Here is a 13,212-nt window from a genome sequence, read left to right on the forward strand (position 1 = left end):
TCCAACCAATTAAAGGTATACTTATTAATAGGAAAACCCCTATTCACTGATTTACGCTTAGTTCACCATTTCGAAACATTACCTTCCCCCCCTAAACCTCTTTGCTCTTCCCCTTTTATACTAATGAAAATATCAATAAAAAGTATATCTTTATCTGCAACCTAAAATCACCTGTTTCTCCTTTTCATAATAAAAGCAACCAACATATAAATAATAGCTAATACAGTTCCTAGTATAAATCCGTAACCAACAAACAATATTCCTACCCAATCTCTTAGTTCATCCCTCCATAACATATCCATACCCGTGTCCAAATACAGCGAAAGAAATTCCACTAAAAAGTATCATCAAAACACGTTTAAAAAAATATTTATAATAGAAACCACCTCTCTCTATTTTCATAGACATAGTCACTCCTATCTAGGAAGAATCGGCTTTCCAATTCTTCAACTGTTAACTTCTTCCATACTAATATGCCGGAACCCTTTATTACTTGAACGAATGGATCCATATTTATTCCAGAACTAAAGCGCAAGTACCCGTTAAGCGACGTATGGGCTGCGCCCGCACATCGCGGGTGGGTCGACGTTGCCGTGCAAAGCGGCGATGTTAGTCGACCCTTCTTAAATACCATGAAATTCACTCCAGAGTATAAGATTCACTTTGACTTTCGCCATTATTAGCGATAAGTCAAGTTCATCTAAAAAAACAAGAAGAGCGTAAGCGAATCGATGTTGATTTATCGTAAGGAGGATAAGGAGGCCCACTAGTCGTTTGGGCTGGAGTTGTTTAGCCCTTTAGCACACTAAAAGGCAACAAAATGGAACATCAGTTATTCGGACTGAAAACACTCAAAACAGGGAATACATATAAAAAGGATGAAACCCTTGCATACCAAGGTGTTCATCCTTTTACATTTGGATGATTCCGATTGGGCTCGAACCAACCACCCAGTCAATTCTCTAGAGCGAGTTTTACACCCAAAAACCCGAATAACAGCGGGTATGACCTGCACATTCAATCTCATAAATTCATTCATCAGACAATAATACTATAGTATTTTCATCTTCCCATGTAATGGATATTTTTTCACCATCTTCAAATATTTGTTCATCAATATTATGAATTTGTATCTTAACGACAACTTCTTCACCAGTTCTAAAATGTCGGTGCCTGTCACTTGTCGAAATTCGACAGGTGACAGGCACTCATGTTTTGGTTAAATTTTACTAAGTTGGTGCATAGAATTATTGTAGAAAGGGGAGATTCTATGGATAGTTTACATGATAAAGTTGTGTTGATTACAGGTGGTGCAGGAGGGATTGGTAAAGCGACTGCAAGTGCATTTGCGAAAAAGGGGGCTTCACTAGCGTTAGTAGATCTAAATGGACAAGCCCTGGAAGAAGTAGGACAAGAGTTGGATGTTTCTGATGATAAAATTTTAACTATCAGAGCTGATGTTACCAAGGAAGCAGATGTTGAACGCTATGTGCGTGAAACGAAAGAAAAGTTTGGAAGGGTAGATGTATTTTTTAATAATGCAGGGTTTGAAGGTCCATTTAAATTTTTAAAAGAGCTGGATTATGATAGCTTTCAAAAGGTTATGTCGGTCAATGTTAATGGTGTATTTCTTGGATTAAAGCATGTGATAAATATGATGGAAGAGCAAGGTTCTGGATCCATTATTAACACGATTTCCAATGCAGGATTCATTGGGAGTGCTGGAATGGGAGCATATATTGCATCCAAGCATGCTGTTGTGGGCCTAACGAAAACAGCAGCCCTGGAGTGTGCGGGAACCGGTGTGCGTATAAACGGTGTTGCCCCTGCTGCGATTGACACGACTATGCTTAGTAATATTGAAAAAAATATTTCAGCTGATAATGTTGAAGAGGTTCGCAAACAAATACAATCAACAGTACCTATGGGCAGATATGGCTTACCTGAAGAGGTTGCACAGGTAGTTCTATTCCTCGCATCTGATGAAGCATCCTTTGTTACCGGGGCAACTTATCCAGTAGACGGTGGGGCGTTGGCAACATAACCTTTAAAGGTTTTTGTTAATAAAAGGTTTTGTTACGAAGATAGTAGATCCATAAACGTGATTTACTATCTTTTTTTATCATTTACTTCAAGGAATGAGAAGGACACATGCGCTTTCGGACAAGGGATAGCTTTAGCTATCTCAATTGTCCGACTACTACATCCATCCCCCACTTCAATCAGTCCGTAAGTTTGATAAGTGGCCGGTAGTTTAAGTAAGAAAATTGTTTTGAGAAGCGCTGGAAGTCGAAAAGTTAAATTCAAATGAATCTATTTTAGAAGGTTTTACATCATAAAATTTTAGTGGTTGGTAGTTTAATATTTTGATTAATTGATCGGCCATATACCTTGGGGAAGTGGAAAAATCACTTTTAATCCATTCTTGTATTAATCCTAATATACCGTAGGCTCGAAAGGTAATAAGCAGGTTGTTATTGATGTCGTCATTCCCCTTTGGTAAAAGATTGATATCTTCTTTAAATAGAGCAATCATGGTGTGAACAAATTTTTCTTGGAATCCTAAAATGGAGTCGGATGTCTTCCATAGTGAAAAAAATGTAGCATTGTTTTTAATATAGTCAAACAACACGACATCAGATGGGGATAACAAGTATAAATTAAGGTGTTTGGAATCCTGATAAGGATAGCGAAAAGCCTTAACAAGTCCTTCAATCATTTCTGTAACAAAGTCATCTATCAATTGTTCTTTGTATTTGTAATGAAGGTAAAACGTTGAACGGTTAAAGTCTGCTTGTTCCACAATATCGGTCACTGTAATTTTATAACAGGGTTTTTGTTGCATAAGTTCAATAAAAGCATTTTTTAACATCCGTTTTGTTCTACGACTTCTTCGATCTAGTTGTACATCTTTCATGTTCCATCACCTCCTGCATTTCTGTTTAGTAATAAACAACTATCAAAAACCTGTCTATTTACTAAACACTATGAAGCATTTTAATGATTGATACCTACTAATTTTGTTTTTATGATTAAACTAATAGCAATTAGGACAGCCCACATTCTTCATACCTTCATCAGTTTTAATACTCACCTCAATTTTTATAAACGAATTCTTTATAAAACTCATCAACATACCCAACCATTTATTAGTTAATCTGAGGTGATTTCTATATAACTATCAAAGAAAGGGGGAATAAACTAGAGTTTCTGTTCTCAAAAAAAACGGGACAAAGAACCTGTCCCTAAGGAGTTGAAAAAATGACATTATCACAAGCGGAGAAATTGGATTTGTTTGAAAAAATGTTGCTTATTCGCCGGTTTGATGAACGGGGGGCAAGTTTGGTTGATGAAGGGGAAGTAACGGGTGAAGTGCACCAGTATATTGGCCAGGAGGCAGTGGCAGTAGGGGTTTGTTCCGTGCTAAGAAAAGAAGATGTTATTACGAGTACACACCGTGGACATGGTCATTTGCTTGCTAAAGGTGGAGATGTAAGTAAGATGATGGCCGAATTAGGTGGACGTACTACTGGTTACTGTAAAGGAAAAGGTGGGTCCATGCATATTACTTCCCTTGAACTTGGAATATTTGGAACGAATGGCATGGTTGGCCAAGGTGTTCCGATTGGGTTAGGAGCTGCTTTTGCTAGGAAATATAAAGAATCTGATAATGTAGCGGTTACCTTTTTTGGGGATGGTGCTTCAAATGAAGGATCCGTTCACGAGTCAATGAATATGGCTTCGATCTGGAAGTTGCCTGCAATTTTTGTATGTGAAAACAACCAATACGCAGTTAGCTATAACGTAAAGGACAGTACAAGTGTTGAAAATATAGCAGATCGTGCAAAAGGGTATGGAATGCATGGAATTGTAGTTGATGGTATGGATGTTTTGGCAGTACAAGAAGCTGCAAAAGAAGCCGTAGAAAGAGCTAGAAAAGGGTTAGGGCCAACTTTCATCGAATGCAAAACATACCGCTTTTTCGGTCACTTTGCTGGTGAGCCACATCTATTAAGTGAACCATATCGTTCGGATGAAGAGATAGAATCCTACCGACAAAGGGATCCGGTTGTTCAGCTAAGAAACATTTTACTAGATGAGGGTGTTATGGAAGAACAATTAGATGCAGTACAAGAAAAAGTCAATCAAACTATCGAAAATGCAGTTTCATTTATGAAAGATTCACCATACCCAGATCCTAAGGATGCTTATGAGGATGCCTACGCTGTTAAACATAAGAGTATGCCTGTGAAAGGATGGTCCTAAATGACTAAAATTAGATATATCCAAGCGGTTCATGCTGCCATGCGTGAAGAGTTACAGCATGACCCTGATGTGTTCGTAATCGGATTAGATGTGGAAGCATCCCTTATGGGGACGACGAGTGGTTTAGTAAAAGAGTTTGGAAAAAAACGTGTGAGAGATACACCATTATCGGAGTTAGGGTTTACTGGACTAGGGGTTGGTGCTGCAATGGCAGGTTTACGTCCAATTGTAGAATACCAAATTAACACCCTTCATTATTTAGGAATGGAACAGCTCGTGAACCAGGCTGGAAAATTACGATATATGACAGGCGGTCAAGTAGAGATGCCTCTAACTGTTCGTGTAGTCGGTTCAGGTGGTGGAGGTGGCATGGCAGCTCAGCATTCAGATAACACATATGCTCAATTGATTCATATGGGAATGAAAGTAGTGGTTCCATCCACCCCTTATGATGCCAAGGGGTTAATTAAACAGGCAATCCGTGAAAATGATCCCGTTGTAATTTTTGAACCAGCTTCATTATATGGCGTTCGCGGTGAAGTACCTGATGAGGAATACACCATCCCGCTTGGAGAAGCCGACGTTAAGAAAGAAGGTACAGATGTTACTGTGGTTGCAGTTGGCCATTTAGTCAGAGATGCAATAAAAGTAGCTGAAGACTTAGAAAAGGATGGTATTTCTGTAGAGGTAGTTGATCCACGCACACTATTCCCATTAGATAAGGATGCTATTTTAAATTCGGTACAAAAAACAGGTCATCTAGTCATTGTCGATGACGGATACCGTTTTTGTAGCTTCGCTTCAGAGATTTCAGCAATTGTTTCAGAAGAAGCCTTTGATGCATTGAAGGCACCGATTAAACGAGTAACTCGTCCACAGATTCCAGTACCTTTTAGTAAGGTGATTGAAAAAGAAGTATTACCTGGTAAGGAGCAAATTTTAGATGCTGTTCTTACGGTTACAAAACAAAAGCAGAATGGATGATTAAAGATGGAAGTATACAATGTAAAACTCCCTCAACAAGGTGCAAGCATGACGGATGGTGATATCGTTGAATGGTTAGTTACTGTAGGCGATAAGGTTGAAAAAGGCCAGGATATTGTTGAGGTAGATACCGCGAAGACAACATTTAATGTAACTTCACCAGTATCTGGAACGGTTGTCAACCTTGAGAGAGAAGAGGATGATAACGTAGAAGTTGGAGAAGTAATTGCGAAAATTGAAGTAGATTGATAAATGGTGGGATAAAATATGGATGAACGGAACAAACCAGTAACTCGAAAAGTTAAGGGCATGCGTCGAACGATTGCAAGGAGAATGCATGAAAGTCTATCGGAGACAGCTCAATTAACCTTGCATACGAGGTTGGAAATACCTGAATTAGTGGCCTTTAAAAAGGAAAATAGCGTATCTTATACAGACTTGTTTTTGAAAGCTTCTGCAGTTGCCTTAAGGGATAATCCAAGTTTAAATGCAACGATGATTGATAATACAATTAATGTGTATGCAACCGTAAATATAGGGGTAGCGGTTGCATTAGACGAAGGTTTAATGGTTCCTGTCATTGAAAATGTCGAGCAAAAAACACTTGAAGAGATTGCTAAAGAAAGAAAGGTGCTAATTGAAAAAACGCAAACAGGACAATTATCTTCTGAGGAAGTCACCTCGGGTACTTTTACTGTTTCGAATCTTGGTATGTATCCGGTTGATGGTTTTACGCCAATCCTAAATCCTCCACAGGTAGCTTTACTGGGAATTGGAAGAATTCAAGAGTTGCCTCGGGTGATTAGCGGGGATATTCAAAATGTCCCAGTTGTTCACCTATCCTTAACAATTGATCACCGGGCAGTTGATGGAGCACCTGGTGGCGAATTTTTGAAAGAGTTAAAGAATGTGTTGGAAGATCCGGAACGGTTGAGAGATTAATATTTATTAGTAGGAAGAGGGATAGCGTGGAGATGCGCTATCCCTGTTTTTGTTTATTTGAAGGAAATCAGAACCAAATACTATAATAAGATCTAAACCTTATAATGAAAATAAAAGAAGTAACTACCCCAGAACTTGGTATGAGGTAGTTACTTCTTTTATATTACATGAAAAACCTCCGATTATCCTTTTAAGTTCCCTTCCTCGCCAATTCTTCTTTTTAAAACTTGCGTCTCTTTACATCCATTTCTGATAATACTTTGATTCTAGCATTATAAACCATAGAAGCACGGGGACGGTTGAGACTGGTAAAAAAGCTTTTTATAGAGAAGGAGGCGTTCAAAACCCGCATGTAGGCTTTTTATATATAGACGGGAATTCGCGGCGGTTTCAAAAAATCATGCCTTTTTCACTGGCCTCGGACGGTTCCTTGCTTTTTAGTTGATTAAACAGCAAGAAGCATAAAAACCGTCCCCTTTGCTTCTTAATGTAGACCTTTATTTACTTCAACCTTATGCTCCTCATGCTCATGTAAACCTTCATCATTTTCAACATGAATAGTTATCGTATAGGTACCCACTTCTTCAAATGTAAAAGAACTAGTGTATTCACCTGAAACAGATTCTTCCGTTTCAACCCAATCATGCTTCTCTGTATTACTGTTATTAAAAATTTCATAACGGACGTTAGCATTCTTAAGAGGTTCATTATCCATTTGTAAGTGTACATTCAGGTCTATTTTTTGATTCACCTTAACATCTCCTAACTCCATAAAATGCATACCAAATCCTTTGGTATGTTCAGAGTGCTCATGACCTCCTGCTTCATCATGATGCTCTTCAGCACTTACGCCTTCACCAATTGTAATAGACCTTTTTGGCATTGTGTGTAAGTCTTTTGCCGTTGTATGTGCAAACATTTCATAAACTCCATCATGATCAAATGACACTTCAGCAATGTATGTTCCGTCCTGATTATTTTTCGTTTCAATCATTGTACTATCTTCTTCATTTCCTTTTTCCCAGTATTCAAATTTAACTTCATCCGCATCTTTTACATTTTCATCACCGTATGTAACGATTGCTTTCAGTTCAACTGTTTCATCTACATCAGCTTTCTCAGGAGCTTTAAATTCAACTCCAAGCGATTTTACTTCTTCAGATTCCTGCTCTTTTTCCTTTTCTGTTCCATTACTGCACCCAGCTAAAACAGCAATTATCAAAACAAACATTAACATCCATATGCTTTTTCTCATTTTTTGAACCCTCCACTTTTCTTTAATCCTTACTTATTCAAGGACTTTCTTAAGGTCTTTAATAATGACATCTATTTCCTTTGAGTCTACCCCACTGTATCGTTTAATGACTTCCCCATCTGGATTTACTAAAAAAAAGCTGGTACCGTGCGTTACCTGATCAGATCCTTCTGGTGGCTTTTCCAAAAGGGATTTAAATGATTTTATAGATTTTAAGGTTTGAAAGTCATAGCCAGTCAAAAAAGACCAATTACTTGAATCAGCTTGATAACCTTCCGCATACGCTTTTAAAACCTCAGTCGTATTCATGTTTGGGATCAACGCTGAAAGAGATAAGCTGAACATCCAGATTTTCTTCTTTCATTTTATCCTGAAGCTTGGACATGTTTGATGTCATTGGCAGACAGACTGTTGTACAATTTGTAAAAGCAAAATCTGCTATCCACCATTGCCCTTTCAATTCTTCTAAGGATAGTGTTTTTTTATCTTGCGTTGTAAACTCAAAGTCCTGCACTTCTGTCGACATATTTGTTTCAATTTTTTCCCCACAAGCAACTAGAAAAAGGGTAAAACCAATGACTAAAACTTGTAAACTTTTCATATATTAGCATCCTTCCTCTCCTTCATTTAATAATGTTTGCTACAACATTGGTCATTTCCATTCATCTTTTGGAAAATGGTTTCTATTGCTTCACTAAAACTGTAAACTTTTCCTCCAAACCCTTTGACGAATTTATCCGCATGTTCTTTCCACTCGAACGTTAAAACCTGTGGATGACAACAACCCATCTGAACAGATGTATCCATAACATACCAAGCTAAAGGGGCACTTATTGTTGTTTGCCTGAAAAAGTCTGGGCATATTGCTTGAACTACTTTATCCCCTAGTTGACGATGACGAAGAAGTCCACAATGCGCACAACACGTCATTTCAATTTTATTATTCGGTAGGAATAGACGATAAGCCAATCGTTCGTTTACTTTACGACTACAAAAAACACACGCTTCGGAAACAGAAAATTCATTTGTGTTTTCGCGCACTAGCGTAACTCCACCGAACGTTTTTATGACTATTCCTTCATCAATTAATGGTTTTAAATCCCGGTGAATAGTCATTTCAGATACACCAATTTCTTTACTTAATTCGGAAATTTTCATGTTTTGTTTTTCTAGGATGAATTCTCTAATTCGATTTTGTCGTTCTATTGGTAACATATTTCTAATATCCTCCTATTTCATTGATTATTTTTAACAAATTCAAACAATCTCTAACAAGAATCTATCAGTAATGGAATGACTTATCAATAGAATTAATGTGAACACTATGTGAAACATTGAAAATAACACTAAATTCCACTAAATTTTAAAAAGATCCATGTATTTAATTTATTTATGAGTTATTATTATAAATAACAAATTCAAACATATAATATACAGTTATTTAAGATAACATAGGGTGAAACTGAGGTTACATTACAACAAGAAGGAGAATTTTATGTTTTACGAAGTTTTACTTTGGGGCCAACTGGTGTGGAATATTCCACTATTAGTATGCTTTTTAGGTATTGCCATCCTATATGCATACGTACTTAAACAATTTACTAATCTAAAACTTCATAATAAACAACCACTTCTCTTTTTTCTGTCCTTAGGTTTATTATGTCTAATAGTAGGTAGTCCTTTATCAGCTATCAGCCATCTTTCATTCAGTTTACATATGATGCAAATGAGCATTCTTTATTTTATTGTCCCACCTTTAATTCTGGTAGGGATTCCTGACCTTATGTTTAAACAGGTGTTTAAACTTCCAATGATAAAATTAATAAGTAAATTATTTATAACACCCAAGCCTGCTCTGTTTTTATTTGCTTTATTATTCTTAATGTACCATTTACCAGATGTGTTGAACGTTGTCTCCCAGTATTCCTTCATTCAGAATGGATTTTTATTACTGTTATTCATGCTCTCATTTAGTATGTGGTGGCCAATTGTTTCACCAGACCCAAAACAGCGATTCTACAAGGATCAAAAGAAACGTTATGCATTTCTAAGTGGACTTATATTAATGCCTGCCTGCATTTTATTTATCTTCAATGCTTTGGTTGATGGAATAGATAATCCTTTTCTTACTCAAATTACAGCCCACCTTTGCACACCCACTCAAACTAATTCTTTGAATTTACTCCCCTCTCCTTTCAACACTAAATTTGACCATATAATGGCCGGAACATTAATGTTAGGAATGCATAAATTTGGTATCATGCTTTCATTTCGTTTAGGTAGTGGTAGTAAAAGTGAAGGCGACTAATAGGAAGGTATAGATTCTCTGTAGTCCTTTTCTTGAACCACAAAAACTTATTCATAAATTTCGTTTGGTCTAAGTAAGATTAGTTAAGTGCAAGGATAAAATCCTAAATGTTACTAAAGGTGGTGAGTAACTACATGAATGAAATAGTATACTTAGACGTAAAAGGAATGCATTGTCCTGATTGTCCCACAAAAATTGAAAGGGAAATTTCAAAAATGGATGGAGTAACCCAAATAAAAGTTAACTTAGAAACTGAAAATGGTTGTGTAACGTTAAATAGCAATTTGACAGATATTTCCGATATCATTAATAAAATTAATAAAATGGGATTTGAGGCGAAAAACGTCCAAAGTAATACTTAGTAAAATACAGTTACATTAGGAGTTTTCAATGGAAGTTCACTCTTTTGACACTGTTCCCTTCCCTCTTAACATGAGCACTACTAGCTCATGCTAAGGGAGGTTTTGATTTACTTTTCTAATTAGCTTTAAATTAGTCGGAAACTGTATACTTTAGTTTATCAGTCACATCAGGACTTCGTTTTCGCTAAAGTAGATAAAGACCCGGGTTATCCAATTTTCATTAAAACAGTTTAATATAGAATTAACCGACTGTTAAAGTTAACTTCATTAAGTCATACTAATATTCCGAAATCCTTTATTATTTGAACGAAGGGCTTTATATTTATTCTGTAAAAAAACGGAAATGAAACGAAGCAGGAATCCACATTAGGTCCCTGCTTCTTTTAACTTTCATCTTATTCACCTGGTATCACTGGCAACACCACATGTGATGGATGCTCACTATCATGCAGTATCGTTTGGGTTGCTTTTACCATTACGGTTGTGTCGAGTGTGGTTTTGCCGGTGTTTGGATTAACATCGTACCAGGGATAGTTGCTGGAAGCTATTTCGATTCTGATCTTGTGTCCTGGTAAGAACACGTTGCTGGTTGCCCATAGATCTATTTCATATTTGACAACCTTGTCTTTAAGGTTTTCCTGTTCATTTTCTTTGTTGGCAAACGATGCTCGAACGATTCCCTCGGTCAGATTATACGCTGTTCCGTCTGGAAGTACATCGACATCGACAAGTTTTGCTGTAAAATCGGTGTCAGGTGCATCTGTGGCTGCCCATAGTACTACTTTTATCCAGCCTGTAACTTCTAATGGGGTATCCATTGGTTGGGATGTATAAACAACGACATCATTTCTGGTCTCTATCTCGCTTTGGTCGCGTGGTCCTGCATTTCTACCATTATAAAATAGAACACCGCCGCCATTGGTTGGTACTGGGTTCTCGGGATCATGAATGAATTGGTCAGTTTGTTTTTCTGCAGGTGGAACGGTAGTCAACGTACCGGATTCTAAATTTGTGTTTGCGTGACCATCACTGTGAAAATAAAAAGGTGTCATGATGGCACGGTTTAATGGCCACTCTTTTTCGGAACGCCATTGGTTAATACCCATTACAAAAATCTGAACGGGATCGTCATTGTTTGATAAGGAAGTGTGATCATGTTTCAGCCAATAATCAAACCACTTGATATGAAGGGACGTTAAATCGTCTTCCCCATCAATCGATGAACCTGAACTGTTTACTCCGAAAGAACGTTCGCCAATTTCAGAATGGAACATCCCATGTGCCCACGGTCCGATAATCATTTTTTGGTTATCGTCTGTCTTTTTCATGTCTTCATAATTCATAATCGTTGATCCTAAAAAGTTATCGTACCAGCCTGCTAAATGGAAGGCGGGTATAGTTAAATTGGCTGACGTGAGCTTTTCTTTGGATAAGGTTTCTGTGATATGTTCCTTGGTGATATGTTTGGTAAACAATTCTCTGAGTTCTGGATGCTTCATGACTGGTGGCCATTGATTAATTGGTTTATAATCGTGCCATTCTTCGATTTGGTCCAAGTCACTTATAATTTCTTTCATGGATTCGGCGTACGTACTAGTGTCCTGTTTTCGTTTCAAATAATCAGGCGCTATGGAATCTAGAATCCATGTCTCTGCAGCTGCAAACTGAAATACACCACCCTTGTTAAACGCTTCACTGTAAATACTTCCAGTCATCGCAGGGAAAATCGCTTTTAATGATGGTGGCTTTTCCAAGGATGCGTATAATTGTGTAAAACCATAATAAGAAAGCCCGAACATACCAACTTTACCATTGGAATATGGAAGGTCTGCTGCCCATTCGACCGTATCATACCCATCGGTTGACTCCTGAACAAATGGTTCAAATTCTCCTTCAGATGCAAACCGTCCCCTAACATCCTGGATAATCACGACAAACCCGTTTATCGCTGTTCGGATTGGATCGATGTATCGATGCGAAAAATCGGATAGGTTTTTATTATATGGCAGTCTGCATAGTAATACCGGATATGCACCTGCATCATTTGGGCGATATATATTGGCATACAACTTCACGCCATCCCGGACTGTACATGGTACTTCTCTGTCAACAATGATTTGCTTGCTTTCTTCTTTTTCCATGCGTAACACCTCACTAAAAAAATAATGCCCGTGCTACATCAGCACAGGGCATTTTCAGGGTTTTATTTACCCAGCATTTCATTTACTTTATCTTCGTTGTTATCAATCCAGTTTTGTGCAACTTCTTCTGGATCCATGCCTTCTTCTTCAATCTGAACGATCATGTTCTCCACGTCATCGATCGGAATGCTCCAATTGCTTAGGAACTCATAAGCATCTGGTGCGTTTTCCTCCAAATTATTGTTGGTTATAACGTGCACAGATGATTTATCGAAGAATCCTTCATCATCTTCCAATATTTTAAGGTCAAACTTGTTGAACATGGTATGTGGGCGCCAGCCGTAAAATACTACGGGGTCTTCGCTTTGCATCTTACGCATTGCTTCTGCCATCATTCCACCTTCAGAAGAATTGACTTGTTTCATATCAAGTCCATATCCTTCTATGGCTTCATCAATAACCTCTGTTACACTTGCACCTTCTTCGATGCCGTAGAGATTATTTTTAAAGCTGTCTTCTTTACCTTTTAAGTCACTAATGGAGTTGATATCCTCCATATAAGTTGGAACTACTAGGCCAGCATCAGCATCAGCGTAGCTAACTGCAGTATCGTTAATGTCGTTTGAATATTTGTCTAAATAAACTTGGTGGACAGGTAGCCAAGAATCCATAAATACATCAATGTCACCTCGTGAAAGACCAACGAACACACTACCTGCATCTGCTTGTGTTTCCTCAACTGTATAACCCATATCTTCTAATAAAATGCGAGCAACCTTAGTGGGAGGAACGGTGCTTGTCCATGGGGTAACACCAAGCGTAATTGTCTGCTCACCCTCGGAATTTTCACTATCTGTATTCTCTTCGCCATTTGATTCTGATGAGCAACCTACTACCATCAATAGTAATAGTGCTGTAAATGAACTTACTAAAATTTTCTTCATTGTACCTCTC

General features: G+C 37.7%; 16 protein-coding genes. 7 read left to right on the forward strand and 9 right to left on the reverse strand.

All coding sequences use genetic code 11. From position 1 onward, the window contains the following. Positions 1-167: 167 nt before the first annotated feature. Positions 168-302 carry a hypothetical protein gene (locus tag ACFQ3N_RS13360; protein ID WP_390363032.1) on the reverse strand — a complete coding sequence of 45 codons (135 nt, stop codon included), beginning with the start codon at positions 300-302 and terminating at the stop codon, positions 168-170. Between the two features lie 729 nt (positions 303-1,031). Beyond that, positions 1,032-1,208 (reverse strand): hypothetical protein, encoded by a 177-nt coding sequence (locus ACFQ3N_RS13365; RefSeq protein ID WP_390363033.1) that lies wholly within the window; start codon positions 1,206-1,208, stop codon positions 1,032-1,034. 62 nt (positions 1,209-1,270) lie between these two features. Here ACFQ3N_RS13365 and ACFQ3N_RS13370 point away from each other — a divergent pair, with 62 nt between their 5' ends. Continuing rightward, positions 1,271-2,044 (forward strand): SDR family NAD(P)-dependent oxidoreductase, encoded by a 774-nt coding sequence (locus tag ACFQ3N_RS13370; RefSeq protein ID WP_390363034.1) that lies wholly within the window; start codon positions 1,271-1,273, stop codon positions 2,042-2,044. Between the two features lie 210 nt (positions 2,045-2,254). On the opposite strand, the gene ACFQ3N_RS13375 is transcribed toward ACFQ3N_RS13370, so the two are convergent. Further along, positions 2,255-2,917, reverse strand: a complete 663-nt coding sequence (locus ACFQ3N_RS13375) for a TetR/AcrR family transcriptional regulator (protein ID WP_390363035.1) — start codon at positions 2,915-2,917, stop codon at positions 2,255-2,257. A 344-nt stretch (positions 2,918-3,261) separates the two neighbouring features. On the opposite strand from ACFQ3N_RS13375, the gene ACFQ3N_RS13380 reads away from it, so the two are divergent. Genes ACFQ3N_RS13380 through ACFQ3N_RS13395 form a run of 4 tightly spaced genes read left to right on the forward strand, consistent with a single transcriptional unit; the run spans position 3,262 to position 6,192 of the window. Next, positions 3,262-4,266, forward strand: coding sequence for a thiamine pyrophosphate-dependent dehydrogenase E1 component subunit alpha (locus ACFQ3N_RS13380; protein WP_390363036.1), 1,005 nt, complete (start codon positions 3,262-3,264; stop codon positions 4,264-4,266). Continuing rightward, on the forward strand, positions 4,267-5,250 hold the full coding sequence (locus ACFQ3N_RS13385; protein ID WP_390363037.1) for an alpha-ketoacid dehydrogenase subunit beta: 984 nt from the start codon (positions 4,267-4,269) through the stop codon (positions 5,248-5,250). 6 nt (positions 5,251-5,256) lie between these two features. Beyond that, on the forward strand, positions 5,257-5,499 hold the full coding sequence (locus ACFQ3N_RS13390) for a biotin/lipoyl-containing protein (protein WP_390363038.1): 243 nt from the start codon (positions 5,257-5,259) through the stop codon (positions 5,497-5,499). Positions 5,500-5,517: 18 nt separating this feature from the next. Continuing rightward, on the forward strand, positions 5,518-6,192 hold the full coding sequence (locus tag ACFQ3N_RS13395; RefSeq protein ID WP_390363039.1) for a dihydrolipoamide acetyltransferase family protein: 675 nt from the start codon (positions 5,518-5,520) through the stop codon (positions 6,190-6,192). Between the two features lie 484 nt (positions 6,193-6,676). Here ACFQ3N_RS13395 and ACFQ3N_RS13400 read toward each other — a convergent pair whose 3' ends face one another. From ACFQ3N_RS13400 to ACFQ3N_RS13415, 4 genes are read right to left on the reverse strand one after another with little or no spacing between them, the layout of a single operon-like run. Then, complete coding sequence (locus ACFQ3N_RS13400; RefSeq protein WP_390363040.1) at positions 6,677-7,447, reverse strand: FixH family protein; 771 nt, start codon at positions 7,445-7,447, stop codon at positions 6,677-6,679. Positions 7,448-7,480: 33 nt separating this feature from the next. Then, entirely contained in the window at positions 7,481-7,756 is a 276-nt protein-coding gene (locus ACFQ3N_RS13405; RefSeq protein WP_390363041.1) for an SCO family protein, read from the reverse strand. Continuing rightward, a complete protein-coding gene (locus ACFQ3N_RS13410) occupies positions 7,743-8,048 on the reverse strand; it encodes an SCO family protein (RefSeq protein WP_390363042.1) in 306 nt (101 codons plus the stop codon). Before ACFQ3N_RS13410 ends, ACFQ3N_RS13405 begins: the two co-directional genes overlap by 14 nt. A gap of 26 nt (positions 8,049-8,074) precedes the next feature. After that, on the reverse strand, positions 8,075-8,662 hold the full coding sequence (locus tag ACFQ3N_RS13415) for a DeoR family transcriptional regulator (protein ID WP_390363043.1): 588 nt from the start codon (positions 8,660-8,662) through the stop codon (positions 8,075-8,077). 280 nt (positions 8,663-8,942) lie between these two features. Between ACFQ3N_RS13415 and ACFQ3N_RS13420 the strand changes: the two genes are divergently transcribed. Continuing rightward, positions 8,943-9,755, forward strand: a complete 813-nt coding sequence (locus ACFQ3N_RS13420; protein WP_390363044.1) for a cytochrome c oxidase assembly protein — start codon at positions 8,943-8,945, stop codon at positions 9,753-9,755. A 134-nt stretch (positions 9,756-9,889) separates the two neighbouring features. Continuing rightward, positions 9,890-10,117 (forward strand): heavy-metal-associated domain-containing protein, encoded by a 228-nt coding sequence (locus ACFQ3N_RS13425; protein WP_390363045.1) that lies wholly within the window; start codon positions 9,890-9,892, stop codon positions 10,115-10,117. 395 nt (positions 10,118-10,512) lie between these two features. Here the strand turns inward: ACFQ3N_RS13425 and ACFQ3N_RS13430 are convergent, their stop codons facing one another. Beyond that, the gene (locus ACFQ3N_RS13430) at positions 10,513-12,258 is read right to left on the reverse strand and encodes a CocE/NonD family hydrolase (protein WP_390363046.1); all 1,746 of its coding nucleotides are present in this window, start codon (positions 12,256-12,258) and stop codon (positions 10,513-10,515) included. Positions 12,259-12,320: 62 nt separating this feature from the next. Then, a complete protein-coding gene (locus ACFQ3N_RS13435) occupies positions 12,321-13,202 on the reverse strand; it encodes a glycine betaine ABC transporter substrate-binding protein (RefSeq protein ID WP_390363047.1) in 882 nt (293 codons plus the stop codon). Between the last annotated feature and the right edge of the window lie 10 nt (positions 13,203-13,212).

This window comes from Virgibacillus byunsanensis (assembly GCF_042675965.1).
Lineage (GTDB): Bacteria > Bacillota > Bacilli > Bacillales > Amphibacillaceae > Virgibacillus_R > Virgibacillus_R byunsanensis.

Excerpts from the sequence above, each read along its gene's own strand:
- ACFQ3N_RS13360 (WP_390363032.1), bottom strand. The coding sequence starts at position 302 with ATGGATATGTTATGGAGGGATGAACTAAGAGATTGGGTAGGAATATTG.
- ACFQ3N_RS13370 (WP_390363034.1), top strand. The coding sequence starts at position 1,271 with ATGGATAGTTTACATGATAAAGTTGTGTTGATTACAGGTGGTGCAGGA.
- ACFQ3N_RS13375 (WP_390363035.1), bottom strand. The coding sequence starts at position 2,917 with ATGAAAGATGTACAACTAGATCGAAGAAGTCGTAGAACAAAACGGATG.
- ACFQ3N_RS13380 (WP_390363036.1), top strand. The coding sequence starts at position 3,262 with ATGACATTATCACAAGCGGAGAAATTGGATTTGTTTGAAAAAATGTTG.
- ACFQ3N_RS13385 (WP_390363037.1), top strand. The coding sequence starts at position 4,267 with ATGACTAAAATTAGATATATCCAAGCGGTTCATGCTGCCATGCGTGAA.
- ACFQ3N_RS13390 (WP_390363038.1), top strand. The coding sequence starts at position 5,257 with ATGGAAGTATACAATGTAAAACTCCCTCAACAAGGTGCAAGCATGACG.
- ACFQ3N_RS13395 (WP_390363039.1), top strand. The coding sequence starts at position 5,518 with ATGGATGAACGGAACAAACCAGTAACTCGAAAAGTTAAGGGCATGCGT.
- ACFQ3N_RS13400 (WP_390363040.1), bottom strand. The coding sequence starts at position 7,447 with ATGAGAAAAAGCATATGGATGTTAATGTTTGTTTTGATAATTGCTGTT.
- ACFQ3N_RS13405 (WP_390363041.1), bottom strand. The coding sequence starts at position 7,756 with ATGAATACGACTGAGGTTTTAAAAGCGTATGCGGAAGGTTATCAAGCT.
- ACFQ3N_RS13410 (WP_390363042.1), bottom strand. The coding sequence starts at position 8,048 with ATGAAAAGTTTACAAGTTTTAGTCATTGGTTTTACCCTTTTTCTAGTT.
- ACFQ3N_RS13415 (WP_390363043.1), bottom strand. The coding sequence starts at position 8,662 with ATGTTACCAATAGAACGACAAAATCGAATTAGAGAATTCATCCTAGAA.
- ACFQ3N_RS13420 (WP_390363044.1), top strand. The coding sequence starts at position 8,943 with ATGTTTTACGAAGTTTTACTTTGGGGCCAACTGGTGTGGAATATTCCA.
- ACFQ3N_RS13425 (WP_390363045.1), top strand. The coding sequence starts at position 9,890 with ATGAATGAAATAGTATACTTAGACGTAAAAGGAATGCATTGTCCTGAT.
- ACFQ3N_RS13430 (WP_390363046.1), bottom strand. The coding sequence starts at position 12,258 with ATGGAAAAAGAAGAAAGCAAGCAAATCATTGTTGACAGAGAAGTACCA.
- ACFQ3N_RS13435 (WP_390363047.1), bottom strand. The coding sequence starts at position 13,202 with ATGAAGAAAATTTTAGTAAGTTCATTTACAGCACTATTACTATTGATG.